Genomic DNA, 25,070 nt, shown 5'->3' with positions numbered 1-25,070 from the left:
GGTGGCCCCTCCCCCGGCCCCTCCCCGCATGCTGCGCATGCGGAGAGGGGAGAACTTCGGGCGGGGACAACCGGCTGCCTTGCATGCCGCGAGAGCCCCCTCCCCCCGGCCCCCTTCCCCCGCTTCGCAGGGGAGGGGGAGACCTGCACCGCGCTCCGGCCGGGCTCGCGCACTCTACAGCGACGAGGGCGAGGAACGGTGCGCTTCGGGGGTCGCGGCGCATGCCCCTGGCCGCCCTCTCTCCCCGGCCCTCTCCCCCGCAAGCGGGGGAAAGGGAGAATTCGATCGCGCTTCGGCTGGCCCGGCGCAATCCACTGTGCGTGCAGTCCGCGAAGGCGGACTTTGGGCCGTTGTTGCCGCGACTTCAGTCGCCCCAGCGGGACCGGGGCTCTCCGTCACACGCTCCCGACGCACAGCAACCCTGAAGTGTACCCCTCTCCCACGCTGTTTGGCACGCTGTTTGTGGGAGAGGGTGGCACGCGTGTCAGCGCGGCCGGGTGAGGGCCCCACGGCAGCCGAGGCCTCGGCTGCCGTGACCGCTGCCGCGCCCGGCTTGTACGGGTCCGCGGTTAGATCCTTCGGCCCGCGTCGTCTGTGCTACGGGTGAGTGCGGCGCGCCTGGGCCTCAGGATGACAGGTCGCGGGGGGACGTGGAGGGCGGCGCCGAGGAAACAACCACGTGGCGCGGCGGGTATGCCGATTGCCCCAGGGACGGGGCAGACGGCTGACTCACGTGGTACCCCGCGGAAGTATGCGCAACACCTTCTTTCTTCTTCGCCGTGCTAGCGTGCTGGCGCTCGCGGCGGCGGGCGTGGCGGCCGCCTCCGCACCGCCGGCTGACGCGCAGCAGCGCCCACGCCGCCGCGCAGAGGAGCCCGCCGCACCCACGCGGCGGCCCCCTGCTACGCGCCCCGCGGACGCGGCTCCGCAGGCGCAGAACCCGCTCGCGCGCGTGCGATCGCGCTCGCTGTCGCGGGGCGGCTACGCGGTGGTGGTAGACCTGGACGCCAATCGCCTGTACTTCGCCCGGGGGCGGCGGGTGCTGTGGTCCGCGCCCGTGGGCACCGGCACCGGGCTTCGGCTGGAGCACGACCGCGGCGAGTGGGACTTCGCCACGCCTAACGGCACCTTCCACGTCACCCACAAGCAGGTGGAGCCGGACTGGATCGCGGCCGACTGGTACTTCATCGAGAACGGGCTGCGCGTGCCGCCCCCCAACTCCGACGCGCGCCGCTTTCCGCGCGGACTGGGCTCGGCCGGCGTGTTCATCGGGCAGGGGTTGGCCATCCACGGCACCGATAAGCCCGAGCTGCTGGGCCAGCGCGTTTCGCACGGGTGCATCCGCCTGAGCAACGCCGACGCGCTGCGCCTGTTCCACAACGTGCAGGTGGGCACCGAGATCGTCATGATTGGCGGGCGCAACGCCGCGCCTGCAGCGCCGCCCCGGCAGACCGCCTCCACTTCCACACGCCGCACGGGCGCCAATGGCGAGCGGATCCCGCCTCCGCGCGACCCGTTCATCGTGGAGCTGGAGGAGCAGGAGACGTACGACCTGCTGGACCGCCTGGACGACGAGCTGTTCGCGGCCGTGGCCGCCCGCGGCGCGCAGACGCGCTGGCCCCTGGTGGCCAGCGTGCTCCTGCTGCGCGGCACCAAGGAGGGCGACGACGAGGCGCTCGCCGGGCTGCTGGAGCGCTTTCCCGACCTGGGCACCGGCGCGCTGCGGGAGGAATACGCCACCTTCGTCACCGATGCCTTCGCGCAGGGCGCGCTGCGCACCCTGGCGGTGATGGCAAACCTGGATCGACCCACGCGCGAAGTGGTGGCCCGCGCCATCGTGGACGGCAGCCTGGCCCTCTTTCCCGGCGACGTGAACACCGCCGCCGCGCCATGGCCCACGCGGCGCGCGCCGCGCGAGGTGCTGCGCCGCGCCTCGCAGCGCTCGTGGGATGCGCTGGCCTCGGCGGAGCAGGCATATCGCGAGCGCAACGGCCTGGCCGTGCGCTGACGGCGCGGATGGCGGATGGCGGGCGCTCCGGGGTGTCGCATCCCGGGGCGCTCGTTCGTTTGTATCCCCGGATCCCGCACCGAGAGCCTGGAGACAACCGAATGAAGAGAATCCTGTCCGCGCTGCCGCTCATCCTTCTGGCCGCCTGCAGTTCGCCCTTCGGCTCGAGCGGGCCCGAGCTGACGGTGCGCACCGAACAGGAGGAGTACGTCGCGAACCCCATCAGCTTCGTCCATGCTGTCTGGTTCACCGTGACGAACGAGGGAGACGAGTCCATCTACCTTCCGCGTTGCGGCGCCCAGGTCATCGTAGCCGTCGATCGGCGTGAGGGCGGCGATTGGCGCCAGGCGTATGGCGGCAGCGGCATCTGCCCGGCCATCTATGAAAGCGGCCCGATGGAGGTGCGGCCCGGAGACTCGGTGCGCTCGGCGGCGGGCGTGGGGGTTGGCCGCTACCGCATCCGCGTCCGCGCGACCGACACCCCGGGTTCCAGCCGGTTCGACGAGGCCGTTTCCAACGCGTTCACCGTGGAATACTCGCCGATGGATTGATCGCGCGGAGCGGCCCTTCGCTGCTCCCGCGCTGGTACGCGGCATGCCTTCGCCTCCACCTCCTAAATCCTTGGAGTGGAGGCGTTTGCAATGCGATCGAAACGGCTGGAACGGGCGATGGCCGCGCTGGGGATGGCGCTGCTGGGGGCCTGCGCCAACTCGGGCGGGGGGCAGGCCGCAGCGGATGCGGCCCCGCGGCCGGGCGAGGTGGACGAAGCGGTGGAGATCGTCCGCGCGGCGGCCCTCCCCCTCACCGGCGCGGAAACGGACTACGATTCGCTGATCGCGCAGGTGGGCGACGCGCGGTTCGTGCTGCTGGGCGAGGCCACGCACGGCACCCACGAGTTCTACCGCGAGCGTGCCCGCATCACCCAGCGGCTGATCCGCGACAAGGGCTTCACCGCCGTCGCCATCGAGGGCGAGTGGCCCGACGCCATGCGCGTGGACCGCTTCATCCACGGCGAGCCCGGCGCGGCCACCCCCGAGCAGGCGCTGGCGGGTTTCGTATCCGGCTTCCCCGAGTGGATGTGGGCCAACGCGGACATCCGCGACCTGGCCGCCTGGCTGCGCACCCACAACCAGTCACACCCCGCGGACCAGCGGGTGTCGTTCTACGGCCTGGACGTCTACAGCTTCTACGAGTCCGCCGACTCGGTGGTCTCCTTCCTGTCACGGACGGACCCCGCCGCGGCGGCGCGCGCCCGGCAGCGCTACGCGTGCTTCTCGCGCCATCGGCCGAACCCGCAGGAGTACGGGATGGCCGCCACCAGCGCCGGCCGTCCGCTCTGCCGGGAGCAGGCCGTCGCCCAGGCCGTGGAGATGGAGGAGCGCTACCGGGCGCACCCGCACACGGGCGCCGACACGCGCGCCGACGACGAGCTGTTCTCGGCCATGCAGCACGCGCGCGTGGTGCGGAACGCCGAGGAGTACTACCGCGTGATGTTCGAGGGCGGGCCCACGTCGTGGAACCAGCGCGACCGGCACATGGCGCAGACGCTGGAATCCATCATCATCCACCTGGAGGCGCAGGGCAAAACGCCCAAGGTGGTGGTGTGGGCGCACAACACGCACAGCGGCGACGCGCGGATGACGGAGATGGGCTCCGGGGGCGAGCTGAACGTGGGCCAGCTGATGCGGCAGGCGTACGCGGAGCGCTCGTTCCTTGTCGGCTTCACCACCTACGCCGGAACGGTGCTGGCGGCGGAGGAGTGGGACGCGCCCGGCCGCCTGCGCCGGCTGAACCCCGCGCTGCCGGAAAGCTACTCCGGCCTCTTCCATCGTGCGGGCCTCCCCGCGTTCCTGCTGACCTTTCGCGGGCGCGAAGAATTGAGCCGGGTGCTGGGCGAGCCGCGGCTGGAGCGGGCGGTGGGCGTGATCTACGCGCCACGCACCGAGCGGCAGAGCCACTACTTCAACGCAGTCATGTCCAAGCAGTTCGACGCGGTGATCCACGTGGACAGCACCACTGCCGTTACGCCGCTGCGCATCCGCTGATCCCATCCGGTCCCGCGGGCGCGCCGCCGAGGCTCGTCCGCGGGGCCTCCGCTGTTGCGGACACATTCGGCTGGAGGAATGGCGCTCACACGCAGACTGGTGCGTGTGACCCATTGCACGCCCTTCGCGCTATCGGGTGCCGTGGAGCGCATGTCCCGCATGCGGCCACGGCGCCACACGTCGCCCCGAAGTTCCATCCGCACCCTGTCGTTGTCCGGCAACGACTTAGCATTCTGCCGGCCGCCGCTCCCGCCCGGAATGCCCGTTGCCTTCCCCACCCGCCGAGGGACGATCCACGACCCAACGACCGCAGAGGCACACCATGGATAATAAATTCGACGCCGTCTTCATCGGCAGCGGCCACAACGCGCTGGTCGCCGCGGCCTACCTTGCCCGCGCCGGGCAGAGCGTGCTGGTGCTGGAGCGCAACGACCGTCCCGGCGGCCTGGTGCGCACCGACGAGCTGACCCTTCCCGGCTTCAAGCACGACACCTTTTCCGCCGCGCACCCGCTGTTCCTGACCGGCGCGGCGTACGCCGACCTGGGACCCGAGCTGCAGGAGCGGGGGCTGCGCTACGTCAACACGGCGTACCCCACGGGCGTGTCGATGGAGGACGGGCGCACGGCGCTGTTCCCGGTGGACTTCGCCGAGGCGGTGGCGGAGTGCGAGCGCCTGTCGCCCGGCGACGGGGCCGCGTTCGCCACGATGATGCAGGAGTTCGGCGCGCACGCCGGCGACGTGTTCGGGCTGTTCAACCAGGACCTGGCCTCGGACGACGCGCGCAAGACCATCCGGCGGCTGATGGTGAACCCGGATGGCCCCGGCTTCACCGAGTTCGCCGCCGACTTCTTCACCAGCGCGCGCGACGTGCTGGAGGGCCGCTTCCGCTCCGACGTCTTCCACGCGATGGTGGCGCCCTGGGTGATGCACCTGGGCCGCACGCCGGACGGCGCCAACGGCGGGTTCTGGGTGCCGCTGACGCTGATGGCGCTGATGGGCGGCGGCATGGCCATTCCCGTCGGCGGGTCGGAGATGCTGGCCAAGTCGCTCGTGAAGCTGATCGAGGACCGCGGCGGCGTGGTGCGGTCCGGCACCCCGGTGGAGCGCATCCTGGTCAGGAACGGCCGCGCGTCCGGCGTGCGGACGGCGCACGGTGAGGAGATCCACGCGCGCACCGTCGTCGCGTCGGTGAACCCCGACCAGTTGTACCTGAAGCTGCTGGAGGGCGCCGACGTTCCCGCCCCGCTGGTGCGCCAGGCGGGCAAGTACCGCTACGGACGCGGCTGCGTGCAGATCCAGCTTGCCCTCTCCGAGGCGCCGCGCTGGGCCGACGAGCGGATGGCCCGGACGGGACAGCCGCACCTGACGCGGGGCATGGGCGCCACCGCCGAGCACGTGACGCAGGCGCTGAACGGGTACCTGCCGGCGAACCCCACCATCTCCATCGACTGCCCCACCAACCTGGACCCGTCGCGGGCGCCGGAGGGCAAGTCCATCCTGCGCATCCAGGTGCTCGAAATCCCCAACCGGCCCAAGGGCGACGCGGCGGGGACCATCGACGTGGGCGACGGCACCTGGACGGACGACCTGAAGCGCCGCTACGCCGACCGGCTGGTGGACATCGTGGGCCGCCACCTTCCGAACGTGCCCGGCGCCATCCTGGGGATGCACGTGATCTCTCCCGGCGACATCGCGGCCTTCAGCCCCAACGCGGGCCCGGGCGACCCGTACGGCGGCTCGCACGACGTGGCGCAGAGCTACCTGTTCCGCCCGCTGGCGGGCCAGCCCAGCCACCGCACCGCGGTGCCCAACGTGCTGATGCTGGGCGCCGCCACCTGGCCGGGGCACGGCGTAAACGGCGGATCGGGCTACATCGTGGCCCAGGAACTCCTCGGCGCCCGGAAGCCCGCTCCAGCCGCCACAGCCTGAGCATCACGGCAGGCGCGGAACCACGCGGGGCCGGCGGATCATCCGCCGGCCCCGATTTGCTGTGTGCACATGCTTGTGATGCTCGACAGCCCGCGCGCCCTCGAGGCACCGCTATGCCAGCAGCGTGCAGGCGTTCGCCAGGTCCACGTTTCCACCGCTGATCACCACCCCGATGCGCTCGCCGCGGAAGGCACCCGGATCCGACATCAGCGCGGCGAGCGGGACGGCGCCCGAGGGCTCCACCACCAGCTTCATCCGCGTCCACAGGAAGCGCATGGCCTCGACGATGGCCTCCTCGCTCACCGTGCGCATGTCGCTGACGTGGGCGTGCACCAGCGGAAACGTCAGCCGGCCCAGCGACGGTGTGCGCAGCCCGTCGGCGATGGTGGGCGGGTTGCGGACCGACTGCAGGGTGCCGGTGCGGAACGAGCGCGTGGCGTCGTCCGCCAGCTCCGGCTCCACCCCCACCACGCGGATGCCCGGCCGCAGTGAGCGGGCGGCCAGGGCGGAACCACTCAGCAGCCCGCCGCCGCCGCAGGGCGTGATGACCACGCCCAGGTCCGGCGCCTCTTCCATCAGTTCCAGCGCGGCCGTGCCCTGCCCGGCGATCACGTCGGCGTGGTCGTACGGCGGAACTAGGGTCATCCCGCGCTCCTGCTGAAGCTGGGCGGCCAGCTCCTCGCGCGAGGTGGTTTCCTTGTCGTACAGGATCACCTCGGCGCCGTAGCCGCGGGTGCCCTCGATCTTGGCGGCAGGCGCGTCGTCCGGCATGACGATGACGGTGCGCACGTCCAGGATGCGGCCGGTGAGCGCCACGGCCTGTGCGTGGTTGCCCGACGAGTACGCAAGCACGCCGCGCGCACGCTCGTCGTCCGACAGCTTGGAGACCGCGTTGTAGGCGCCCCGGAACTTGAACGCGCCGCCACGCTGAAGGTTCTCGCACTTGAAGAACACGTGCGCGCCAAGCCGTTCGTTCAACGTGCGCGAGGTCATCACGGGCGTGTGATGGGCCACGCCGCGCAGGCGGTTGGCGGCATCGCGTACGTCCTCGGCGGTGGGAAGCACGATGGATTGGGGCTGCGGGTCGGACTGCGACATCGAATCCAATCGGGATGTTGTGATCGCCCGGGGGCGAATGGTTTCGGACCTGCTCCGGCGCGTGTCAGGCCGCGGCGCCGGGTGGGGCAACGTGTCGCGCTTTCCCCAACCGCCGGAGAACGAACCAGAGGATCGCCTCGGGCGCAAGCAGCACCACGGCGATGAAACCGGCTACCGTCCGGACCTTCTCGTGATCTTCCGCCTCGGGAAACTCCTCGAGGGAACCATGCACGTAGTACGCGACGTCGAGGGCGAGCACCAGCCCGATGACGATCATCACCAGCACCACCGCATATCTCGCCATCTTCACTTAAGATCCTCGCCTGCGCTGAGTTCGCCTGCCCTGTCGCCGGCCCCGTCGTTGCTGCACCGCCGGACCTGCCCCCACGTGCGGTTGAAGCCCCGAACGGGACGCGACAGCGGCCCGTGTCGGGGCTTACCGCCTTTCCAGCGGCGGGTTCACCCGCTCAGGGCGGGGCCGCTTCGGGATGAGACGTGCGCGTGGTTCGGTGCGGGTCGCGCAGTGTGTGGCGGATCCCTCAGTCGCTGCCATCTGTGGTGCATGGACAGGCTGGTCGTGGCCGCTCCATCGGGATGACATCGCGCCGACTCACGCTTACGTGTTTTCCGCACTCACGCACTAACGCACTTCCGCACTTCCGCACTTCCCCTCAGTACTTCGGAATGCTGGGGTCCACCTCGTCCGACCACGCCAGGATGCCGCCCTTCAGGTTCAGCAGCCGCTCGTAACCCTGCGCACGCAGAAAGTGCAGGACCTGCGCGCTGCGTCCGCCGGAGCGGCACTGCAGCACCACCTCGTCGTCTTGGCTGATCTCGTCCAGCCGCTCGGGAACCTCGCCCATGGGAATCAGCCGGGCGCCTTGCGGCTGCAGGTTGCCGATCTCCCACTCGTGGGGCTCGCGGACGTCGATGATCGTCAATTTATCGCCCCGATCCAGGCGTTCCTTCAGCTCCGACGGGGTGATCTCGGGCACGCCGAACATGTCGTTCTCCGGTGTGGCGCCCGGCGGCTCGTATCCGCAGAAGCGCTCGTAGTCGATCAGCTCGTGAACGGTGGGGTTGTCGCCGCAGACGGGGCACGCTGGGTCGCGGCGCAGGCGCATCTCGCGGAACCTCATCCGTAGCGCGTCGAACAGCAGCAGCCGGCCGACCATCGTGTCGCCGGTGCCCAGCAGCAGCTTCAGCGCCTCCAGGGCCTGCACGCATCCCACGATGCCGGGCAGCACGCCGAACACGCCGGCCTCGGCGCAGTTGGGCACCATCCCCGGCGGGGGCGGCTCGGCGAAGAGGCAGCGGTAGCAGGGGCCGCCCTCGGCCGCGAACACGGACGCCTGGCCCTCCCAGCGCAGGATGGAGCCGTAGACGTACGGCTTCTTCTCCAGCACGCAGGCGTCGTTCACCAGGTAGCGCGTGGGAAAGTTGTCGGTGCCGTCGATCACCACGTCGTAACGCCGGATGATCTCCCGCGCGTTCTGCGACGTCAGCCGCACGGAATGGGGCTCCACGACCACGTGGGGGTTGATCTCGGCGATACGGTCGCGCGCGGAATCCAGCTTGGGCCGGCCGATGTCGGACGTTCCGTGGATCACCTGCCGCTGCAGGTTGCTGGCGTCCACCACGTCGAACTCCACGATGCCCAGCGTTCCCACCCCCGCCGCGGCCAGGTACATGGCCGCGGGCGACCCCAGGCCACCGGCCCCCACCAGCAGCACGCGCCCGGCCTTCAGCCGCCGCTGCCCCTGCGGCCCCACCTCGGGCAGGATCAGGTGCCGGCTGTACCGCTGGTGCTCGTCGGCCGACAGCGTGGGAAGTCCGTGCTCGCTCATGGCGACAGGTTAGGGGCCGCCGCGGGTCAGGGCAACCAATCCTCTTGACCGATGCGTGGGTATGACATAACGTCCTACCATGCCGAAATCAAAGATCGCAGTGACGCTCGAGGCCAACCTCCTGGATGAAGTCGATCGGCTCGTTCAGCAGCGTCGATTCGCGAACCGCAGCCAAGCCATTGAAGCGGCCGTTTCTGAACAATTGACGCGCTTCAAGCGAACGCGCCTCGCCGCAGCGTGCGCACGCCTGGATCCCCAGGAGGAGCGGGCGCTCGCCGAGGAAGGTCTTGGATCTGACCTAGCGGACTGGCCGGAGTACTGACGTGCGAATCCGTCGGGGTGAGGTTCGCTGGGCCGATTTGGACCCGGTGCGTGGGCGCGAGCAAGCTGGTCGCCGCCCTGTGCTGGTCCTCAGCCATGACGTATTCAACGACCGTTCGGGAACGGTGATCTCGGTTGCTCTCACCAGTCAGCCGCAACGAGCGGGATTTCCGCTGACGCTGGAGTTGTCGTCGGGATCGCTCCCCAAACAATCGTGGGTCAAGATCAGTCAAATTCGTACGCTCGCGAGTGAGCGAATCGGTGATCGGTTGGCGGATGTTTCGCCCGAGGAAGTCGCACGCGTGATCGAAGGGCTGAACGAGATCATCGGGAACTGACTTCCACGTCCACCACCCAGAGTTCCTGCTGCTATCAAGCACGATCCTTGAATCCCCCTTCCGCCTCCGATACCATTCGGCGCTGCGGCGGGTATACCGCTGCGGCAATCACCTGAACGGCGGCTGGGAATGGAGTTCCTTCAACAGGCGTTCGACTACTTCCGTCACCTCGACGTGCACCTGGCGGACATGCTTCGCCAGTACGGCGCGTGGACGTACGCGATCCTCTTTCTGATCATCTTCTGCGAAACCGGGCTGGTGGTGACCCCCTTCCTGCCCGGCGACTCGCTCCTGTTCGCGGCTGGCGCCATCACCGCCGCCGCCAACAACCAGCCTGGCGAGCAGGCGCTCAGCATCATCATCCTGTGGCTGGTGCTGATGGTGGCGGCCGTGCTGGGCGACACCGTCAACTACCAGATCGGCAGGGCGGTGGGGCTACGAGTGTTCAAGGAGGACGCGCGGGTGATGAAGCTGGAGTATCTCCGCCGGACCGAGAAGTTCTACGCCAAGTACGGCGGAAAGACCATCATCCTGGCGCGCTTCATTCCCATCGTGCGGACGTATGCGCCGTTCGTGGCGGGCGCTTCGCGGATGGATTACCCGCGCTTCCTGTCGTTCAACGTCATCGGCGGCGTGATCTGGATCACCTCGTTCCTGTTCGCGGGGTACTTCTTCGGGAACATCCCCGCCGTGAAGCACAACTTCGAGTACGTGGTGATCGGCATCATCCTCGTTTCGCTGGTTCCGCCGATCCTCGAATGGCTCAAGCACCGCCGCGAGCAGGCGGCGGCGGAGCCCACCCAGGCCTGACCCCATGCGCCGCATCGCCCTGCTGGTCCTGGTCCTCGCGCTCGCCGCCCCCGAGGCGGCGGCGCAGGGCACGCCAAACCGCCGCCCCCCGCGCGACACCATCCGCTTCGCCGAGCCCGCCCCGTCCGACTCCACCCGCGAGGACGAGGCGGATGAAGACGAGGCGGCGGCCGACACGGCGGCGGCGGACAGCGTGCCGCGTCCCGGGCCGTTCTCGCGCGACGGCGGGCGTGGGCCGTTTTCGGTGCAGGCGAGCGGCCAGGTAGCGCCCCGTCCGCCCCGGGGTGAGATCGTGTGGCTGGAAACGGCTCCCGCGCCGCGCGTGGCATCCAGCGACACGGCGGCGTCACGGCGTACTTCCGCTCGCGACACGGCGCGCACCGCCTCGGGCCGCACGGCCTCGCGCGACACCGCGTCCACCCGGCGCGCGAGCACGGGACAGACCGGGACGACGCGGACCAGCACCGGCCAGACCACGCGGCGCGATACGGCATCGACCGGTAGCCGCACGGCGTCACGCGACAACACGTCCACGCGCCGCACAGGCACGGCGCCGACCGGGACGACGCGCACCAACACCGGGCAGACCGCGCGTCGTGACACAGCTTCCGCTGGGAGCCGCACGGCATCACGCGATACGGCCTCCCAGACGCGGACCGCATCACGCGACACCGCCTCACGGCGCACGGGGACGACGACTCCCGCCGGCGGCCGCACGACGACTGGCTCCGGCGCGACCACGCCCGCCAATCGCCCCGCGCAGGGCTCCACATCGGCAACGCGGCGCACCACGCACACCGTCGCGGCGGGCGAGACCTTCTTCGGCATCGCGCGGCGGTACGGCGTGACGGCGGCGCAGTTGCGCGCGATGAATCCCGATGTCGATTGGGAGAGCGTGGAAGTCGGCGAGGTGCTTCGGCTCCCTGCGACGGCCCGCGACTCGCGCGCGTCCGGCTCGGGGCAGGGGACGGCGACGCAGCCGCAGACGCCGGCCGCATCCCGGACGCCGAACCGCACCGGATCGCGGCCCACCCGCACGCACACGGTGGCGCCCGGCGAGACGCTGTTCGGAATCGCGCGGCGCTACGGGGTTACGCGCCAGGACATCATCGACGCCAACGACCTGGAATCCGACCAGTTGCGCACGGGGCAGCGCCTGACCATCCCGCCCCCGGACTGATGGCGGAGCAGTCGGAACTGCACCTGCCCGGCACCCGCGACGAGCGCATCCGCGTGCTGTTCGTATGCATGGGCAACATCTGCCGGTCGCCGCTGGCCGAGGCGGTGTTCCGGCATAGGGTGCGCGAGCGCGGGCTGGAGGACCGATTCGTGATCGACTCGGCGGGGACGTCGGGCTACCATCGCGGCGCGGCGCCGGACCGCCGCAGCACGGAAACGGCCAAGCGCCGCGGCATCGAGCTGACGGGAAGCAGCCGCCAGCTCGTCGCGGCCGACCTGCGCCGCTTCGACTACGTGATCGCGATGGATGCCGAGAACATGGAAGGCATCCAACTCCTGCGCGAGCGCTCGCCCGGAACGGCCACGGTCGGCCGGCTGCGCGACTGGGACCCCGATCCGGCTCACGGCGACGTGCCCGACCCGTACTATGGTGGCCCCCGCGGCTTCGAGGACGTGCACGACATCGTGGAGCGCGCCACGGCCGGCCTGCTGGACCACATCGTCCGGGAGCACGGGCTGAAGCCGTGATCCCGGGCGCCCTCCGCCGCGCCGTGGAGGCGCACCTGGGCCCCATCCGCTCCGCGACGCCAGTGGGAGGCGGGTGCATCAACCACGGGGCGCGGGTGGAGACGGCGGACGGCCCCGTCTTCCTGAAGTACAATCCCCAGTCACCCGCCGGCATGTTCGCGGCGGAGGCGTTCGCGCTGGACCGGCTCCGCGAGCAGGCGGCGGAGCTGGTGGTTCCGCGTGTGATTGCGCACGCGGAGGCGGAGGGAGATGCGCCCGCGTGGCTCGCGATGGAGTGGCTGGAGCCGGCCGCCCGCTCGCCGGAGTTCCTGGAGCGGCTGGGACGCGGGCTCGCCCGGATGCATCGCGCCACCGTCGATCGATCCTGGGGCTGGGAGCAGGACAACTTCATCGGCTCGCTCGCGCAGCAGAACGCGCCGGCCGACACGTGGCCCGGCTTCTGGCGCGATCGGCGGCTCGGCCCACAGCTGGACCTCGCCCGCCGCACGGGCCGCGTCCCCGGGCGCGAGGCGGACTGGGAGGGCCTGTTCGACCGCCTCCCCGCCGTCCTCAGCCCGGCGGACGAGGAGGGCCCGTCGCTCCTTCACGGTGACCTGTGGAGCGGCAACGTGCTGTCCACCACAGCGGGAGCCGCCCTGATCGACCCCGCCACGTACCGCGGCCATCGCGAGGTGGACCTGGCGATGGCGGACCTGTTCGGCGGATTCGGCGACCGCTTCCATGCCGCGTATCGCGAGGTCTGGCCGCTGCAGCCGGGCTACGAGGCGCGGCGGCCCGTCTGCCAGCTCTACTACCTGCTCGTCCACGTGAACCTGTTCGGCGGCGGGTACGTAGGGCAGACCGCGGAGACCCTTCGCACGATCCTGCAGACGGCGCGTTGATCCCGCACTCACGCACTCACGCACTAACGCACTCACGCACTTTCACACTCCCATTCCTCCCCGTGGCAGACCGCTTGCGGAGCCTGCCACGGACCCTCACCCCTCCGCGTGTGTCAGAGACGATTCCCGACCTTCCGCTCCTCCCGCCCGAAGCCGTGCCCGAGCGCGCGCCCAGGCAGGCGTCCGCCGGCTCCATGCGCGTGATGATGCGCATGGCCGAGCGGGCGATGATGCGTTCGGCGGATGCTCCCCAGGTGCGCGGAAACACGGCCCATCTGCTGGTGGACGGCACCGACGCGTTCCGCGCCTGGCTGAACGCCATCGACCGCGCCGAGCGCTACGTGCACCTGGAAAACTACATCATCCGCGACGACCGGATCGGCCGGCGCTTCCGTGATGCGCTCGCCGAAAAGGCCAGCGCCGGCGTAAAGGTGCGGGTGCTGTACGACTGGATCGGGTGCTGGGCCACGCCGCGGAAGTTCTGGAAGCCCCTGCGCGATGCAGGCGCCGAGGTGCGCGCGTTCGCCCCCGTCTCGCTGACCGATCCCCTGAACTTCATGCGCCGCGACCACCGCAAGGTCGTTGCGGTGGACGGCGAGTGGGCCTCGGTGTCGGGCATGTGCATCGGCGACGAGTGGGCGGGCGATCCCGACGCGGGCATCCCGCCTTGGCGCGACACGGGCGTGGAGTTCCGGGGCCCGGTGGCGGCCGTCATCGACCGCGCCTTCGCCACCACCTGGGCCGCGGCGGGCGGGCACCTTCCCCCCGACGAGCTTCCGGACCCGGCGACGGTGAAGACGGTGGGGAACGTGGCGGCCCGCGTGGTGGAGGGCGAGCCGGGGCGCTCCCGCATCTACCGCCTGTCGCAGTTCGTGGCCGTGGGCGTGGAGCGGCGGCTGTGGATCACCGATCCCTACTTCGTGCTTCCCCCGGCCATGGCCGAGGCACTGGCCGCCGCGGCGCGCGACGGGGTAGACGTGCGCGTGCTTCTGCCCGCGTACAACAACTGGCCAATCGTGGGGGGAATGTCGCGCGCGGGCTACCGGCCGCTGCTGGAGGCGGGGGTGCGGCTGTTCGAGTGGGAGGGGCCCATGATCCACGCCAAGACCGCCGTGGCCGACGGGTTCTGGAGCCGCGTGGGGAGCAGCAACCTGAACCTGGCGTCGCTGCTCGGGAACTGGGAGCTGGACGTGGCCGTCACCGACCTGCAGTTCGCGGCCGAGATGGAGGCGCTGTTCGAGCGCGACCTGACGTCGGCGGTGGAGGTGGGGCTGCGCAACGCGCGCCGGGTGCCCGCCCTGGCCAAGCGGGATCGGCGCAGCGTGGAGCGCGTGGTGGTGGAGCCCACGGAAGAAGACGAGTCGCCCACGCGCATCGCCGCGCGCGAGGCGCGGTTGCGGTCGTACCGCAGCACCGGGGTGGCCCGCTACCTGGGCCGCCTGGCCCGCGCCGCGTCGGTGCTGGCCCGCGCGCTGGTGGGCCAGCGCACCATCGGCCGCGAAGACTCGGGATGGGTCAGCATCTGGGGCGTCATCCTGCTGGGGCTCGCCGCGCTGGGCATCTTCGTCCCCCCCGTGATCGCCTGGCCCAGCGCCGTGCTCTACGCGCTCCTGGGCATCGCCGCGTTCGTGCGGATTCGCACCCAGCGCCGCGGGGCCGATCCGCCCTGATCCCTCCCGGCCGTCCACCGGCCGAAATCGGCGCCGCGCCTGCTAAATCGAAGCGCAGAAACGGGTTGCATCCCTCCCTCAGATCCGGAAACATCCAGGCCCCGCGGAGCCCGGTTTTTCCGGATCCTTGCATCCTCCGGTTGACTAAACCCATGTGTGCGTGTAAGTTAGATGCGGAACGGCGACCAGTCGTTTCCCGCATCCGGCGGCGGGCTCCCAGGCCCGCCCCTCTCTCGCGCACCGCGCACCGCAGCAGTTTCCGCCGTACACGCGCAGCCCAAGGAGGTCCGCATGGAGATCAGGTCCGCATTGCCCGTTGCCGTGCTCATCGGTTGTGTGCTTGGCGCAGCAGCCGCGGGTGCCGACGACACGAATGCGCCTGCAAGCTCCGTGGCCGCGCGTGGCATCGTCAGCGAGGCCGCCGCGGCGGTCTCGGAGGTTTCGTGGGACATCCCGGTAGTGCGCAACGAGCCGGTGCAGAAGTTCGTGCGCATCTTCACCACGGGCAGCCAGCAGGACGCCTACGCGCTCTACCTCAAGCGCTCCGGCCGGTACGAGGGAATGATCCGCGGCAAGCTGCGCGAGCGCGGCATGCCCGAGGACCTGCTGTACCTTTCCATGATCGAGTCGGGCTTCAACCCCACCGCCCGTTCGCACGCCCAGGCCGTGGGCCTGTGGCAGTTCATCGAGGACACCGGCGAACGCTACGGCCTTCGCGTGGACGCGTACGTGGACGAGCGCAAGCACCCGGAAAAGTCGACGGACGCGGCGCTGCGCTACCTGACGGACCTGCACGAGCAGTTCGGGTCGTGGTACCTGGCGGCGGCGGCGTACAACACCGGCGAGGGCCGCGTGGCGCGGGTGATGAAGGCCACGACGGGGAGCCAGCGGGGCAAGGACGCCGACTTCTGGCGCATCCGCGCCCGCCTGCCGCGTGAAACGCGCGAGTACGTGCCGCTGATGGTGGCCGCCGCGCTGATCGGCAAGGAGCCGGGCAAGTACGGCCTGGATGGAGTGAAGCGCTGGCTGCCGCTGGAGTGGGACGAGGTGGAGGTGCCCGCCGCCACGAAGCTGGCGACGGTGGCCGAAGCGGTGGGCGTGGGCGAGGCGGAGCTGAAGCGGATGAACCCGCACCTGGTGCGGGCGATGACGCCTCCTGGGAGCAAGCCGTACAGCGTGCGCATCCCCCGCGGCCGCGGCGACCAGTACGCCGCCAACTTCGCGACGGTGCAGCGCGTGGCCCTGGCCCGCGCCGAGGTGGAGCGCAAGGAAGAGCAGCGGAAGGTGGCGGAGCGCCGCCAGGCGGAGCAGCGCAGACTTGCGGCCGTCCGCCGCCACACGGTGCGCAACGGCGAGAGCCTGTGGACCATCGCCCGGCGGTACGACACCACGGTCAAGCGCCTGCAGGCCGCCAACGGCCTGGGCCGTCAGAACGGCATCCGCCCGGGACAGCGCCTGCGCATCCCGACCTGAAGAAACGGTCGAAACGGTAACGACGGTCAACGAAAGAGCCCGGCCCGCGATTGCGGAGCCGGGCTTTCTGTCATCCCGACGGAGCCGAGGCCTCGGGATCGTAGCCGCGCCCCCTCCACGGGCGGGTAAACCCGCGGCTGGAACAGCGGAAAGCCCCGACTCGGGCCGCTGCCGCGTCCCGCTCGGGGCTTCACCTGCACGCACACCGCACCAGCCGAGCGCGCCTGTCATCCCGACGGAGCGGCCACGGGCGACCCCGCCGCCACACCCTACTCCGCAGCGACCGAGGGATCCGCCACACACTCTTGGGCGCGCCATACAGTCCTCCCCACACGAGAACAGGCCAGACCGCGCAGGCGGACTTCGTGTGTTTGTTGCAGCGAATTCATTCGCCCGGCAGAGCCGGGCCTCAGTGTCCAACAGGAGGTCCCCGCCGAGCGCCCTACCCACCATCCCGCCCCCGTCCTACATTCCGCCGCCCGATCCAAAGCCGGTCCACGCACCCGAGTTCAACGCCCGTGACCATCCCCCGCCGCGCCCTGCTCGTGTTTTTGGACGGCGTGGGCATCGGCTCGGGCGACGCGGCGTACAATCCGTTCGCCGCGGCCGATCTGCCGGGGATCGAGCGATTGCTGGACGGCCGCCGACCGGTCGTCGAGCACCTGGATGCTGGCGGCCGGATCGTAAGCGAGCGGGCGGTGCTGGTCGCGGTCGATGCCTCGATGGGCGTCGAAGGGCTGCCTCAGAGTGGAACGGGACAGACAGCGCTGCTGACCGGGCGCAACGCTGCCGCCGAGTACGGGCGCCACTTCGGACCGTGGGTCCCCACGGACCTGCGGCCCATGCTCGCCGAGCAGAACTTGCTCCGCCGCGCGCAGACCGCCGGGCTGACAGTCAGCTTCGCCAACGCGTACCCGCTGGGCGGAGGCGACCCACGCATCTTCCGCCGGCCGGCCGCGCCGCCGCTGGTCGCGGAATCCGTGGGCGCGCTCACCCGCGGGCCCATCGAGCTGGCGGAGGGGCGCGCGGTGGCGTCGTCCATCACCAACGAGCGGTGGCGCGAACGCCTGGGCGACGACTTTCCCCAGGTAACGCCAGACGAAGCCGGCCGCACGCTCGCGCGGCTGGCGGCGGAATCGGACGTCACGCTGTTCGCCCACTACGACACGGACTACACGGGCCATCGGGGCGATCTCGCCGCCGCCGTCGCCGCGGTGGAGCGGGTGGACGCGTTCCTCGCCGCACTGGCGGACGCGCTGCGCGATGACGCCCTTCTGGTGATCAGCAGTGATCACGGCAACCTGGAAGACACGCGCGCCGGGCACACGCTGAACCCCGTCCCCGTGCTCGCCATCGGCGCCGGGCGCGAGGCGTTCGCGGCGGTACGGTCGATCACGGACGTGGTGCCCGCGATCCTCGTGGCGCTCGGGGTCGGTCAGGATGGCGATGGAAAAGGGAGGATGCGGTGAGCGAAGACGGGATGATATACGAGGAACTCGCTCCCATATCGCAATCGGCCGCCGAAGCAGCGATCGCGTCCGGGGATGGGCCCACGATCGGGCGCGCCCTCCTGCGGCTGGCGCTTCACGGGCCAGACTGGCGATTTGCGGAGCAGCAGGCGGTGCAGCATCTGACCCACGATGACGTGTGGGTGCGACGAAACGCCGCGACGTCGCTGGGGCATGTCGCCCGCCTCTCGGGCGACCTCGACGTCGCCGTGGTCGTGCCCGCGCTGAAGGCCCTGCTGTCCGACCCTGAGGTAGGCGGATTCGCGGAGGATGCCCTCGGCGACGTTGAAGTGTTCATGGGAGTCCAGTGGGACGACGGCCGGTGAAGATCCGCGTCCGTCGCACCGCTGACGCTGGTCACCAGCCCCGAACCGACAGGTGAGCTTCGCTTGACCCGCAGAACTTCTCGCCCGATCCGGGCTGTACTGTACGACTTCGATGGGACGCTGGCAGACAGCACCGAGCTGATCATGCGGTGCTATCGCCACACGATGACCACCCACCTGGGCGAGTGCCCGCCGGACGACGCCTGGCTGAGCGGCTTCGGGATGACGCTGGATTCGCAGCTCCGCCGCTTCGCCCGCAGCGACGACGAAGCCCTGACGATGCTCGACACCTACCGCACCTTCCAGGACGGCCTGCACGACCAGATGCTGAGGCCCTTTCCCGGCGCCCTTGAAGTCGTCGCGGAGCTGGACCGGCGGGGCTACGCGCTGGCCATCGTCACCAGCAAGCACCGCCGCGCCACCATGCGGGGGATGGAGCTGTGCGGCCTGGTGTCGCACTTCGACGCCATCATCACCCCGGAAGACGTCGCGCATCCCAAGCCGCACCCGGACCCGGTGCGCGCCGCGCTGGAGCGGCTGGGCGTGGACGCGGGGGAAGCGCTGTTCGTGGGCGACTCGCCGCACGACGTGGCTGCGGGAAAGGCGGCGGGCACGCGCACGGCGGCTGCGCTGTGGGGCCCCTTTCCGCGCGAGGCGCTGGAGCAGTCGGGCCCCGACGCGTTCCTGCACGCGCAGGCGGACGTGCTGGCGCTGCTGGGCTGAGCAGGCCCGCACTCGCGTGGCCGCCCGCGCGGAACGGCCGTCGTCGTTGGATTCGGATCAGGGGCCGCCGGTCGTGAGATTGGCGGCGTCGGACGCGCTGAACGAGCGCTACTTGAAGCGATACGTAATGCGGCCGCGGGTCAGGTCGTAGGGCGACAGCTCCACCGTCACCCGGTCGCCGCCCAGGATGCGGATGTAGTTCTTTCGCATGCGGCCCGAGATGTAGCACAGCAGTTGGTGGCCGTTCTCCAGCTTTACCCGGAAGTGGGTGTCCGGAAGCACGTCGGTCACGACGCCCGGCAACTCGATGACGTCCTTCGCCACGGGATCGGTCTCCTGTCAGGATCCATGGATTTGGGGAGATTCGGCCGGGAGCGGCCAGGGCCAAAAATATAGGCGCCGCGCCGAAATCCGAAAGGTTTTCGTTTCGCGATCCATTCGTTTGCGGACGCACCACACCGTATCCGCCGCAGGTGGTTTTGCGCGCCCCCGGCCGCGGCAGTATCTTGCGCGCCTTTCTCCAACCCGGGCCGGCGCCGGCCCATCCTGCAACCTCTGGAGTGCCTGCAAATGCGGATGCTGGTGCTGGGGGCGGGCCTTCAGGGCTCTGCCTGTGCCTACGACCTCCTTGCCCACACGGAGCACGACGTCGTTCTTGCCGACCTGAACGTCGACAACCTCCCCGCGTTTCTGCAGCCGTACATCGGCGGGCGGCTGACGCCTGTTGCAGTTGACGCCAACGACCGCACAGGAATTCGCCGGGTGATGGAGGGGGTGTCGGCCACCATGAGCGCCTTCCCCTACTACTTCAACCTGGGGATGAGCGTGGCGGCCGTGGAGGCGGGCTCGCACTTCTGCGACCTAGGCGGCAACACCGACATCGTGCTCGAGCAGAAGGCCGTGGCCCCCCGCGCGGCCGCGGCGGGCGTGAGCGTGATCCCCGACTGCGGGCTGGCGCCGGGGATGGTGAACATCCTGGCCGAGCACGGCATCCGGCAGCTGGACGTGGTGCGCAAGGTCACCATCAAGGTGGGCGGGCTGCCGCAGAAGCCGCAACCGCCGCTGAACTACCAGGTGGTGTACAGCCTGGAGGGCGTGCTGGACTATTACACCACGCTTTCGTGGGTCGTCCGCGACGGCAAGCAGATGCAGGTGAAGGCGCTCTCCGAGATCGAGGAGCTCGAGTTTCCCGGCGCGGGCACGCTGGAGGCCTTCCACACGGCGGGCGGCCTGTCGACCATGGCGCAGCGGTACGAGGGGAAGATCCCCACGATGGAGTACAAGACGCTGCGCTACCCCGGCCACGCGAAGATGATGGAGGCGATGCGCGACATCGGCCTGTTCGGGCTGGAGCCGGTGAACGTCAAGGGCGTGCCGGTGGTGCCGCGCGACCTGTTCATCGCCACCGTAGGCCCCACGCTGCGCAAGGACTACCGCGAGAGCCCGGACCTGGTGGCGCTGCGCGTGGAGGTGGAGGGCACCGACAAGGGTGACGAAGTGCTGCTTCGCTTCGACCTGCTGGACCGGTACGACGCCGACACCGGCATCACGGCGATGATGCGCACCACGGGCTACTCGCTGGCCATCACCGGCGCCCTGCAGGCCGCGGGCAAGATCAAGCCGGGCGTGTGGACCCCCGACGAGGCGATGCCGGCGCGCGAGTACATCGCGGCGCTGGCGGAGCGCGGCGTGGTGATCCAGGAGAGCCGGCTGGTTCGGTAGAACGGCAAGTGCGTGAGTGCGTGAGTGCGTTGAAGAAGGCCCGGCAAATTGCTGGGCCTTCTTCGCGTCCACTGGGACCTGTCATCCAGAGGCCCAAGCGCGCCGGCCCGACCCGCAGCACACCCCTCGCGGGCCGAAGGGATCTGGCCTGCGTCACGTATAAGCCTGGGCGCGGCAGCGACGACGGAACCGTGGGCTCGGTTCCGGGCCAAGCGACGCGGGCGAGCTCTGGATGCGCTTCGATTGCTCCGGCGCATCGCCCGGCTGCCCTCTCCCCCGGCCCCTCTCCCGCAAGCGGGAGAGGGGAGAATTCGATCCCGCTTCGGCCGTCGTGGTGCGCAGCGCTGACTCGTCACATCCGGAACGCCACGGCATGTGCATGCCTGACGGGCCTCTCGCCCTGTGGCGACGCGGACCTGCGGGAACATTGAGCATGTGTCGTACGTAGTATGCGACACAGGCTGAAATAATTCCTCATCAATGCTTGTGTTTCGTCGCTCCCGCACGCGACATGGGCCTTGCCTGGAGCCTTTTCGGAGGTGATCTTCATGAGCATCGCGGACGTTCACGAGACCGGCGGGACAGCACGGGTGGTCGTGCGTGATTTTCAGCCGGAGCGCGGCGTGGCGGTCCTCGAATTCAATCGCAAGCGGGTGCGGTACATTCGCGAGAAGAGCGCAGAACAGGTGATTGCGATGGCTGACTACCTGCGGGCGCGCCGCGGCTTTTCGAGCGATCAGGAGATGGCGCAGTTGCTCGGCGTCCACCGGTCGCGGCTGATCGCCTGGAAACAGGGCGCCGACGTGCCGAATCCGCAGAACCGCCAACTGCTGTCGCACCTCGCGGTCGTCGTCCAGGAGCTCGCGGAGTTCCTGGATCCTGACGTGATCCCCGATTGGCTGATGAGCGAGCAGCACACCTTAGCCGGGCGTACTCCCATCCAGGCGCTACGCGAGGGCTCGCTGGCCGAGGTGCTTCAGGCCGTCAATGCAACGGAACACGGCGCCTTTGTCTGATGGGCGCTCCCCTCGCGGGGTTCAAGGGCCCGTTCTGGAGGGTGTTCCCGTGGAACGCCTCCGCCGCGCCGGGTGAGCCCTTCACTCCGCAGTACGTGCTGCCCGCCGGAGCCCAGACCGGCGGGCGTTTCGATCTGTCCACCGTTCCCACCCTCTACATTGCTCTCGAAGATCCCGCTCATGCCCTCGCGGAGGTACTGCAGCCGCTCCGGGGCAAGCGCGAGATCCGGCCCGGGCACCTGAAGCGCCGGGTGCGCCGCTCCGGCGGCCTGGAGCACCCGCTCGCGGTGGTCCCAACGTGGATTCCCGAATTGATCTTCGACGCGATGCCCGACCTGGGCGACCCGGAAACGCTGATACGGTTCGGCATCCGCCCCGACGACCTGAGTTCGCGGGACAGGCCCATCACCCAGCGCATCTCGCGAACGCTGCACGACGACTTCGGCGTGCCTGGCTTCCGATGGTGGTCGGCATTTGGTGGGCACTGGCACGTCGCTGTGCTCTACATGAACCGCGTGGACCGGTTCGCGATCCGGTACGGCACGCCGGACCCGCTGCACCTCGGCCATCCCGTCGTGCGCGCCGCCGCCGAGGAATTGAAGATGCGCGTCGCGAAGGGATGATCGCACCATGGACCGATCTGCGGCATCCCTGGACGTGAAGCCTCCCGGCCGTTTGGGAGGCTTTCCGCTTTTGTTGCGGCGGATGCATCCGCTCCCGCATCCGGTGGCGGACTCATCGACTCCACTCCAAGGTCCCATCGATCGCGGAGGTTCGCCCGGCCCCGGCGCCCGTGGTATACTCCCTGACGGAGCAGGCCGGCGATCCACGGCCTGAGCATCCCCCGGATCTCATCTCTCCAAGCGAATGCCCGATCCTGCCGGCGGCGCGCCCGAACCCGAGAACGTCTACCACAAGGGGTACTTCCCCCGGGTCCGCGAAAAGCTGGCGCGGACGGCGAACGGCGTGCGGCTGCTGGTCACGAATCCCACCCGGGTGCCGTCCGCGGCGGCGGGTTGGCTGGGCGAGCAGTTGGAGCGGGACGCGCTGTTCTTTCAGGCGGGGCTGTTCGGCGGATGGGCGGTCATCAAGGCCGGCTTCCGCGCCGGCGGACGCGGGCTGCGGCATCCCGTGCACCGGCGGTGGATCCTGGGCCTGATCGCCCTGGTCGCCTTCCTTCCCGGCTTCACCTGGCAGCGCTGCGGCTTCCGCGGCTGCCCCGACGTAGGCAAGCTGGCCGCGCTGCAGCCCGACGGCGCCGCGCGGGTGTACGACGCGCGCGGCCAGCTGCTGGCCGAGCTAGCCCCCACGCGCTGGGCGGTGGTGGCGCTGGACGACCTTCCGCCCTACGTGGCCCAGGCGTTCGTCGCCGTGGAGGACCAGAACTTCTACGAGCACCGCGGCGTGCACTGGCCGCGGTTCATCGCGCAGTCCGTCAAGAACCTGATCCCCGGCGGGCGAAGCCAGGGCGCCAGCACCATCAGCATGCAGGTGGCGCGGAACGTGTTTCCCGACCGCCTTCCCGCCGCCGACCGCAGCGTAAAGCGCAAGGTCCTGGAAATCCGCGTCGCGCGCGAGATCGAGCAGCGCTACAGCAAGGCGCAGATCCTCCAGACGTACCTCAACAACATCTACTTCGGCGAGGGCGTGTACGGCATCGAGTCCGCCGCCCGCATCTACTTCGGCAAGCACGCGTCGCAGCTCAAGATGTCGGAGGCGGCGCTGCTGGCGGGGCTGCCCAAGGCGCCCACGCACTACAGCCCGCGGCGCAACATGGCGCGCTCCGTCCAGCGCCGGAACCTGGTGCTGTCGCTGATGGCCGCGCAGGGCCGCATTACCGCCGGCCAGGCGCGCGCCTCCAAGGACGCCGAGGTGCGGCTGGCGCGGCTGCGCCCCGAGGCCCGGCCCCGCACGCGCTTTCCTTACTTCGTGGAGCACGCGCGGCGGATGCTGGAGGCCGAGCTGGGCCCGGCGCTGTACGCGGGCGGCCTGCGCATTCACACCACGCTGGATCCCCGCATCCAGCGCGCGGCGGAGCAGAACGTGGAGGCGCAGGTGCGGGCGATCGAGAACGGGCGCTTCGGGCGGTTCACCGGCCCGCGCCGGGCGGCGTACCGCGATTCTACCGAGACGCCGTACCTGCAGGGCGCCGCGATGGTGATGAGCGCCCGGACGGGCGACGTGCTGGCCCTGGTGGGCGGGCGCTCGTACGACGAGTCGGCGTTCGACCGGATGACGCAGGGGCTGCGGCAGCCGGGATCGGCGTTCAAGCCGTTCGTCTACGCCGCCGCCGTCGCCGAGGGCGTCACCCCGACGGACCGGGTGGTGGACGATACCGTGCGCCGCGAACTGCCGGGGGGCGAGGTGTGGACGCCGCGCAACTTCGACGGCCGCTACCGGGGCATGGTGACCGTCCGCACCTCGCTGCGTCAATCCATCAACACCATCGCCGTCAAGCTGGCGGAGCAGGCGGGGCTGGACGACGTGGAGCAGGTGGCCCGGCGCGCGGGCATCACCCGCGACATCCCGCCGCTTCCCTCCGTCGCCATCGGCGCCACGGCGGTCCGGCCGATGGAGCTCGTGCGCGCCTACACGCCCTTCGCCACGCTGGGAGATCGCGTGGAGCCGCGTTTCGTCACCCGCGTGGAAGACCGCGACGGCAAGGTGGTCTGGCGGGCGCGGGTCAAGCGGCGGCGGGTGATGGACCGCGGCGTAGCCTTCGTGGTCACCACCATGCTGCGCGGCGCCATCGACCGGGGAACGGGGAGCGCCGCCCGCGCCGCGCTGGGCGCCGGCATCCCCGCCGCGGGAAAGACGGGGACCACGAACGACGCGACGGACGCCTGGTTCGTGGGCTACACCCCCGACCTCGTCGCCGCCGTGTGGTTCGGGTTCGACCGGCCGCGCACCATCATCCGCCAGGGATCGGGCGGCACGCTGGCCGCGCCGGTGTGGGGGCGCATCGTGCGCGTGGCGCAGCGCGGAACGCCGGAGCCGTGGAAGGCTCCGGGGGGCGTGGTGCGGCGCACCGTGGCCGTGTCGGGCGACCGGGTGATCGCCCCCGGGTGCCGGGCGCGGGGCGCCACGTACGAGGAGTTCTTCCTGCGCAGGCACGTGCCCGCCGGCATCTGCCCGCGCGGGCGGCGGCGCGAGGACGCGGGATGGTGGGAGCGCGTGGGCGAGTCCGTGCGCACCTCCGCGGGCGAGTGGGCGCGCGAGGCGTGGGACGACGTCCGTGCCCGCGCCCGCCGCGCCGTCGGCGCCGAGGACGAGGTGGATCGAGACGCGGGCACGCGGCCGCCCACCCGGGAGGACACACCCCGCCCCGAATCGGCGGAGGCGCCCGCCGCGCCCGTTCCCGAAACGCTTCCCGTGCCGGAGGACGAGCCGCGCGACACGATCCGCATCGAGGACATCGCCCCGTCCGCGCCCAGGGACACGCTGTTCATCCCGGACCCCGCGGCGGAGGAGCCGCCTGCGCCTCCAGCCGCCGTTCCGCCCGGGGATTCCACCGGCGGGGCAGCGCCTTCCCCGCGGCGGGACGTGGCACGGTGAATGCTTCCGCTTCCTTCGCTTGCGGTGCCCGTCCGTCCAGGGGCGTCGCGGCGGGGGCGCGGCCACCGCGTTGCCCCTCCGTCCCACGCGCG

At 70.5% G+C, this 25,070-nt stretch carries 23 protein-coding genes; 19 read left to right on the top strand and 4 right to left on the bottom strand.

Annotated features, from left to right (window positions below):
• Positions 1–952: 952 nt before the first annotated feature.
• From VGB24_RS25265 to VGB24_RS25250, 4 genes are all read left to right on the top strand, one after another.
• Positions 953–2,008, top strand: coding sequence for a L,D-transpeptidase (locus tag VGB24_RS25265; protein ID WP_331075714.1), 1,056 nt, complete (start codon positions 953–955; stop codon positions 2,006–2,008).
• A 101-nt stretch (positions 2,009–2,109) separates the two neighbouring features.
• Positions 2,110–2,559 carry a hypothetical protein gene (locus tag VGB24_RS25260; RefSeq protein WP_331075713.1) on the top strand — a complete coding sequence of 150 codons (450 nt, stop codon included), beginning with the start codon at positions 2,110–2,112 and terminating at the stop codon, positions 2,557–2,559.
• 90 nt (positions 2,560–2,649) lie between these two features.
• Entirely contained in the window at positions 2,650–4,053 is a 1,404-nt protein-coding gene (locus VGB24_RS25255; RefSeq protein ID WP_331075712.1) for an erythromycin esterase family protein, read from the top strand.
• Between the two features lie 322 nt (positions 4,054–4,375).
• Positions 4,376–5,983, top strand: a complete 1,608-nt coding sequence (locus VGB24_RS25250; protein ID WP_331075711.1) for an NAD(P)/FAD-dependent oxidoreductase — start codon at positions 4,376–4,378, stop codon at positions 5,981–5,983.
• Positions 5,984–6,094: 111 nt separating this feature from the next.
• Here VGB24_RS25250 and VGB24_RS25245 read toward each other — a convergent pair whose 3' ends face one another.
• The 3 genes from VGB24_RS25245 to moeB form a co-directional block, all read right to left on the bottom strand.
• On the bottom strand, positions 6,095–7,081 hold the full coding sequence (locus VGB24_RS25245) for a threo-3-hydroxy-L-aspartate ammonia-lyase (protein ID WP_331075710.1): 987 nt from the start codon (positions 7,079–7,081) through the stop codon (positions 6,095–6,097).
• A gap of 64 nt (positions 7,082–7,145) precedes the next feature.
• On the bottom strand, positions 7,146–7,391 hold the full coding sequence (locus VGB24_RS25240) for a hypothetical protein (protein ID WP_331075709.1): 246 nt from the start codon (positions 7,389–7,391) through the stop codon (positions 7,146–7,148).
• A gap of 361 nt (positions 7,392–7,752) precedes the next feature.
• Positions 7,753–8,928 (bottom strand): molybdopterin-synthase adenylyltransferase MoeB, encoded by a 1,176-nt coding sequence (gene moeB / locus VGB24_RS25235; protein ID WP_331075708.1) that lies wholly within the window; start codon positions 8,926–8,928, stop codon positions 7,753–7,755.
• A gap of 100 nt (positions 8,929–9,028) precedes the next feature.
• Between moeB and VGB24_RS25230 the strand changes: the two genes are divergently transcribed.
• The 11 genes from VGB24_RS25230 to VGB24_RS25180 all read left to right on the top strand — a co-directional run bounded on the left by VGB24_RS25230 (position 9,029) and on the right by VGB24_RS25180 (position 18,685).
• Complete coding sequence (locus VGB24_RS25230) at positions 9,029–9,250, top strand: ribbon-helix-helix domain-containing protein (RefSeq protein ID WP_331075707.1); 222 nt, start codon at positions 9,029–9,031, stop codon at positions 9,248–9,250.
• A 1-nt stretch (position 9,251) separates the two neighbouring features.
• Positions 9,252–9,587 carry a type II toxin-antitoxin system PemK/MazF family toxin gene (locus VGB24_RS25225; RefSeq protein WP_331075706.1) on the top strand — a complete coding sequence of 112 codons (336 nt, stop codon included), beginning with the start codon at positions 9,252–9,254 and terminating at the stop codon, positions 9,585–9,587.
• Between the two features lie 129 nt (positions 9,588–9,716).
• A complete protein-coding gene (locus VGB24_RS25220; RefSeq protein ID WP_331075705.1) occupies positions 9,717–10,397 on the top strand; it encodes a DedA family protein in 681 nt (226 codons plus the stop codon).
• A gap of 4 nt (positions 10,398–10,401) precedes the next feature.
• Positions 10,402–11,577, top strand: a complete 1,176-nt coding sequence (locus VGB24_RS25215; protein WP_331075704.1) for a LysM peptidoglycan-binding domain-containing protein — start codon at positions 10,402–10,404, stop codon at positions 11,575–11,577.
• Positions 11,577–12,104, top strand: coding sequence for a low molecular weight protein-tyrosine-phosphatase (locus VGB24_RS25210; RefSeq protein ID WP_331075703.1), 528 nt, complete (start codon positions 11,577–11,579; stop codon positions 12,102–12,104). Before VGB24_RS25215 ends, VGB24_RS25210 begins: the two co-directional genes overlap by 1 nt.
• On the top strand, positions 12,101–12,985 hold the full coding sequence (locus VGB24_RS25205) for a fructosamine kinase family protein (protein WP_331075702.1): 885 nt from the start codon (positions 12,101–12,103) through the stop codon (positions 12,983–12,985). Before VGB24_RS25210 ends, VGB24_RS25205 begins: the two co-directional genes overlap by 4 nt.
• A gap of 110 nt (positions 12,986–13,095) precedes the next feature.
• A complete protein-coding gene (locus tag VGB24_RS25200) occupies positions 13,096–14,655 on the top strand; it encodes a phospholipase D-like domain-containing protein (protein WP_331075701.1) in 1,560 nt (519 codons plus the stop codon).
• A gap of 390 nt (positions 14,656–15,045) precedes the next feature.
• Positions 15,046–16,128: a lytic transglycosylase domain-containing protein gene (locus VGB24_RS25195; protein WP_331075700.1), complete on the top strand. Its 1,083-nt coding sequence runs from the start codon at positions 15,046–15,048 to the stop codon at positions 16,126–16,128.
• A 518-nt stretch (positions 16,129–16,646) separates the two neighbouring features.
• Positions 16,647–17,597 carry an alkaline phosphatase family protein gene (locus VGB24_RS25190; RefSeq protein ID WP_331075699.1) on the top strand — a complete coding sequence of 317 codons (951 nt, stop codon included), beginning with the start codon at positions 16,647–16,649 and terminating at the stop codon, positions 17,595–17,597.
• Entirely contained in the window at positions 17,594–17,962 is a 369-nt protein-coding gene (locus VGB24_RS25185; RefSeq protein ID WP_331075698.1) for a hypothetical protein, read from the top strand. Before VGB24_RS25190 ends, VGB24_RS25185 begins: the two co-directional genes overlap by 4 nt.
• Before the next feature lie 63 nt (positions 17,963–18,025).
• Positions 18,026–18,685 carry an HAD-IA family hydrolase gene (locus VGB24_RS25180; RefSeq protein ID WP_331075697.1) on the top strand — a complete coding sequence of 220 codons (660 nt, stop codon included), beginning with the start codon at positions 18,026–18,028 and terminating at the stop codon, positions 18,683–18,685.
• Between the two features lie 108 nt (positions 18,686–18,793).
• Here VGB24_RS25180 and infA read toward each other — a convergent pair whose 3' ends face one another.
• Positions 18,794–19,009 carry a translation initiation factor IF-1 gene (gene infA, locus VGB24_RS25175; protein ID WP_331075696.1) on the bottom strand — a complete coding sequence of 72 codons (216 nt, stop codon included), beginning with the start codon at positions 19,007–19,009 and terminating at the stop codon, positions 18,794–18,796.
• Between the two features lie 246 nt (positions 19,010–19,255).
• On the opposite strand from infA, the gene VGB24_RS25170 reads away from it, so the two are divergent.
• The 4 genes from VGB24_RS25170 to VGB24_RS25155 all read left to right on the top strand — a co-directional run bounded on the left by VGB24_RS25170 (position 19,256) and on the right by VGB24_RS25155 (position 24,978).
• Positions 19,256–20,407 carry a saccharopine dehydrogenase family protein gene (locus VGB24_RS25170; protein WP_331075695.1) on the top strand — a complete coding sequence of 384 codons (1,152 nt, stop codon included), beginning with the start codon at positions 19,256–19,258 and terminating at the stop codon, positions 20,405–20,407.
• Positions 20,408–20,955: 548 nt separating this feature from the next.
• Positions 20,956–21,423 (top strand): antitoxin Xre/MbcA/ParS toxin-binding domain-containing protein, encoded by a 468-nt coding sequence (locus VGB24_RS25165; protein ID WP_331075694.1) that lies wholly within the window; start codon positions 20,956–20,958, stop codon positions 21,421–21,423.
• A gap of 41 nt (positions 21,424–21,464) precedes the next feature.
• Positions 21,465–22,046: an RES family NAD+ phosphorylase gene (locus VGB24_RS25160; protein WP_331075693.1), complete on the top strand. Its 582-nt coding sequence runs from the start codon at positions 21,465–21,467 to the stop codon at positions 22,044–22,046.
• A gap of 244 nt (positions 22,047–22,290) precedes the next feature.
• Positions 22,291–24,978 carry a PBP1A family penicillin-binding protein gene (locus VGB24_RS25155; RefSeq protein ID WP_331075692.1) on the top strand — a complete coding sequence of 896 codons (2,688 nt, stop codon included), beginning with the start codon at positions 22,291–22,293 and terminating at the stop codon, positions 24,976–24,978.
• Positions 24,979–25,070 lie beyond the last annotated feature (92 nt).

Origin of the sequence: Longimicrobium sp., assembly GCF_036399935.1 — a bacterium.
Classification (GTDB): domain Bacteria; phylum Gemmatimonadota; class Gemmatimonadetes; order Longimicrobiales; family Longimicrobiaceae; genus Longimicrobium.
The sequence above is the reverse complement of the archived record's forward strand: the minus strand, read 5'-3'. Positions and strand labels throughout refer to the sequence as shown.